4 protein-coding genes are annotated in these 3,493 nt (G+C 70.9%); 3 read left to right on the top strand and 1 reads right to left on the bottom strand.

Going from position 1 to position 3,493, the window contains the following annotated elements:
- The 3 genes from ON26_RS05395 to ON26_RS05405 all read left to right on the top strand — a co-directional run.
- The coding region (locus tag ON26_RS05395; protein ID WP_245545734.1) for an Rv3235 family protein at positions 1–361 on the top strand (361 nt) is incomplete at its 5' end.
- 107 nt (positions 362–468) lie between these two features.
- Complete coding sequence (locus tag ON26_RS05400) at positions 469–1,845, top strand: hypothetical protein (RefSeq protein WP_157171790.1); 1,377 nt, start codon at positions 469–471, stop codon at positions 1,843–1,845.
- Positions 1,846–1,855: 10 nt separating this feature from the next.
- Entirely contained in the window at positions 1,856–2,695 is an 840-nt protein-coding gene (locus tag ON26_RS05405) for a DUF72 domain-containing protein (protein WP_040794869.1), read from the top strand.
- Between the two features lie 16 nt (positions 2,696–2,711).
- On the opposite strand, the gene ON26_RS05410 is transcribed toward ON26_RS05405, so the two are convergent.
- Positions 2,712–3,374: a TetR/AcrR family transcriptional regulator gene (locus ON26_RS05410; RefSeq protein WP_040794870.1), complete on the bottom strand. Its 663-nt coding sequence runs from the start codon at positions 3,372–3,374 to the stop codon at positions 2,712–2,714.
- Positions 3,375–3,493: the final 119 nt, after the last annotated feature.

The following is a 3,493-nucleotide window of genomic DNA, read 5'->3' on the forward strand; positions in this document are numbered from 1 at the left end:
GATGCGTGCGGCGCACGCCGCCGAGCGCACCGAGGCGAGTGCCGAGGTCGCCGGGTTCGCCGACCGTTCGCTGCGCGCGGTACTCGAGGTGCTCGACCGCCGGAGGCCGGTCGAGCAACTGGCCGGGATCGCCGATCCGCTGGTGCTGGCCGCGGTGCGCACCCTGGTCGCGAGGGACCTGGCGCCCGAGCGCGCCCTCGGATCGGCCGTGCTGGCCAGAATCGACGTCCGTCTCGTCGCCGCGGACAGCGCGGAACTCTGGGCGCGCTACAACCGCGGCGGCAGACGTTTCGCGTTGGCCGCCGGAGCGGTCCGCAGGCGCGCCACCGGGTGGCGGCTGACGGCGCTGCGCGTGCGGTGAGTGACGACGGCCGCCGCCCGGGATGGGAGTGACCAGAGGTGCGCTGAACTGCGGACACACCTCGGCAAACGCCCACAGGCCCGCGCCGCTGGATTACTTTGGAGCAGGTGCGGCGAAGTCCGAGGGTGATCGAGTCGATCACGGTGTTCCTGTCCGCCGTGATGGGGTGTCTGGCGCTGTCCACCCCGATTTCGCTGGCTTGGGCGAACGGCACGGCCTCGCTCCAGATGGAACTGCTCGTGTACAGCCTGCCCAAGGCGACCGCCGTCGGCGGCATCGCGGCGATCATCACGGTGGGGTTCGCGATCACGACCGCTTCCACCCGAGTGGCCTGGCTGAGCGCGTTCGGCGGCAGCGTGATCCTGCTGGCCAATCATTTGCTGGGGCAGAATTTCTCCGGCTTCGCCCCGCTCACCACCTTGAACTACGTCGACTGCATGGCGGGCGGGATCATCCTCGGCGGCGTCCTCTCGGCTGTCCGGTACCGCAGATTCTCGCTGCTGCTGGCGGTGCTGGGCGCGATGGGTGCCATCATGCTCAGCGATCTGAGCGTTTCGGACGCGGAGTTCACCGGTAGCGCGGGCGATTCGCCGCTGGGCTGGTTCGTCATCGATTCACCCCCGGTCGCGCTGATCGCACCTGCCACCGTGCTGCTGCTGTTGTGCGCGTTCGTGTGCCCGGGTGCGCGTCCGGAAGAGCCGATGCTCTCGGTCGAGCTACCGCTGCGCCCGATCCTCGCGATGCTGGTGCTCACCACGAGCACGGTGGTGGGCTCCTCCTGGCTGGTCCGGGACGGCTCCACGCCCTATGACGCGCTGCCTGTCGCCCTGCTCACCGTGGCCGCGGCCTTGCTCAGCGCGCTGCTGTTGCCACACCGCGAGGGTGAGATCGTGCTGTGCGCGGTCGCCGTGGCCGCTGCCGGTGGGGCGACGTTCCTGATGCCACTGACCGGCTGGATGGTTCCCATGCTGCTGGCCGCGGGGGTGGGCGGCATGGTGCTGGGCAGTTACCGTCCGATGCCGCTGGTCGCGATACTCGGCTCCGCCGGGCTGGCCCTGTTCGCGGTGCTGACGGCGAACGTGAACGGTCCTGGCGCGCCTGCCTCGGTCACCGGATGCCTGTTGCTGACGCTGCTGGTGGGCTACAGCCTGGCCTCGGCGCTGCCGAGAGACGGCGCGTCCGCGCTGGTGCTGGCGCTGATCGTGCTGTGCCTGCCCGGCGTCGCGGTTGCCGTGCGGGCCAGGATCTTCGGGGTCGGCTTCGCCCTGCCCCGGCGCTGGGAGACTCCCGGAGCCTACGGCCGATCCGATGTGCTGCTGTTCGCGCTGACCGGCGTGATCGCCCTGATCGTCACCGTCGGATGCGTGCTCGCGGTCCTCGTGTTGCGCCGGATGCGTCCCCCGGTGGTGAAGACGCCGGGCGGCGGCGAGCCGGAGCCGGCCGCCGAGGAGGGCGAGGATCAGGGCACGGCGCGACAGCACTAACGTCGCGGGTATGCGGCTCTATGTGGGATGCGCGATGTGGACGCATCCGTCCTGGCAGGAGCGGCAGTTGCCGCCCGCGCGGCGATTGCGCTGGTACGCCGGGCACTGCAACGCGGTCGAGGGCAACACCACCTTCTACGCGACGCCTTCGCCCGCCACGGTCCGGTCCTGGGCCGAGCAGACCGATCCGGACTTCCGGTTCGCGGCGAAGCTGCCCAAGCCGATCACCCACGAGCGCAGGCTCTCCGGGGTCGCGGGCGAACTGGCCGCCTTCCTCGATGCCATGGCGCCGCTCGGCGAGCGCCTGCACACGCTCTGGGTGCAACTGCCCGGGTCGTTCGGCCCCGGCGACCTCGGCGCGCTGGCCCGCTTCCTGCCGACTCTGCCGTCGGGCATCCGGCGTGCCGTCGAGGTCCGTCACCGCGCCTTCTACGAGGACGAGCGCGCCGCCACCGCGCTGGAGCGGGTGCTCGAGCGCGCGGATGCGGAGTGGGCCACTTTCGACACCTCCGTGCTGTTCTCGGCCCCCGCCTCCAGTCCCGCCGAGTTGGAGGCGCGGTCGAAGAAACCCCACCTGCCACGCCGCACCCGCGCGCTCACCGCCGACCCGATGGTCCGCTATCACGGCCGAGACGACGAGGAGACGACCGTGGCCGGCTGGCAGCCCTGGTTGCCGGTCGTGGCGGGCTGGCTGCGGGAGGGGCGCACCCCGACGGTGTTCGTGCACACCCCGGACAACGCCTCCTCGCTGCGGCTCTCGCGTCGCTTCCACGACCAGGTGCGCGCGCTCGTCCCCGGACTAGAGCCCCTGCCGGACCCGGCCGTCCAGGAGCCGATGACCCTGTTCTGACGACCCGGTCCGGCGCCTAGTTCATGCCCAGCACCGTGGTGGTGAACGCGATGAACAGCGGCGCGGAGGCGGGCACGGCGTGCGCGCCCTCGGTGAGCATGACCCGGCGGGTGCGTTCGCTGATCGCATCCGGGATCAGCGCGATCAGTTCGGCCGAGACCGGTGGCACCAACGGATCCGCGGCCACGGCCTTGGCGTGGAAGTGCCGGTACATCTCGGTGAACGGATCGAGCGCCAGCACCCGCACGGCGGTCGCGGCGCGCTCGACCCGCGCGGACTCGAGCAGCACCATGCGGGCGAAGCGCGGCTCGTCGGCGACCGCCTCGCAGAATGTGGTGATGACACAGGCGATCCGGGCACGCGGATCCGCGTCGCGGGGGAGCAGGGACAGCGCCTCGCGGACGCGCTGGGCCAGCACCGCGATGCCGGTGTGCACCGACTCGACGAAACAGTGCTCCTTGTTGGTGAAGTGCTCGTAGAAGGTGCTGCGCGAGACCCGGGCAGCCGCCACGATGTCGCCGAGTGTGGTCGCGGGATAGCCCTTCTCCTCGACGCATTCGACGAGCGCGGCGATCAGCCTGCCGCGCGGTGACGAGGGGGAGTCCGTGCGGACCGCCGCGCGACGATCGGCGAGGTCGCTGTCGTGCGACGGCTCGCATCGAGTTGTCGAGGGGCGCATGAAAGCCTTTCTGTCGAGGTTGTCGATTATGCGCGCCGGTGTCTTTCGCTGCGCGCAGTGGCCGTCCCGAGCGGGCCGGATCGGCCCGTTCATCCGTCATTTTCGTTCCCGATGTGCAA

Origin of the sequence: Nocardia higoensis NBRC 100133 (genome assembly GCF_000308595.1) — a bacterium.
GTDB classification, from domain to species: domain Bacteria; phylum Actinomycetota; class Actinomycetes; order Mycobacteriales; family Mycobacteriaceae; genus Nocardia; species Nocardia higoensis.

Excerpts from the sequence above, each read along its gene's own strand:
- ON26_RS05405 (WP_040794869.1), top strand. The coding sequence starts at position 1,856 with ATGCGGCTCTATGTGGGATGCGCGATGTGGACGCATCCGTCCTGGCAG.
- ON26_RS05410 (WP_040794870.1), bottom strand. The coding sequence starts at position 3,374 with ATGCGCCCCTCGACAACTCGATGCGAGCCGTCGCACGACAGCGACCTC.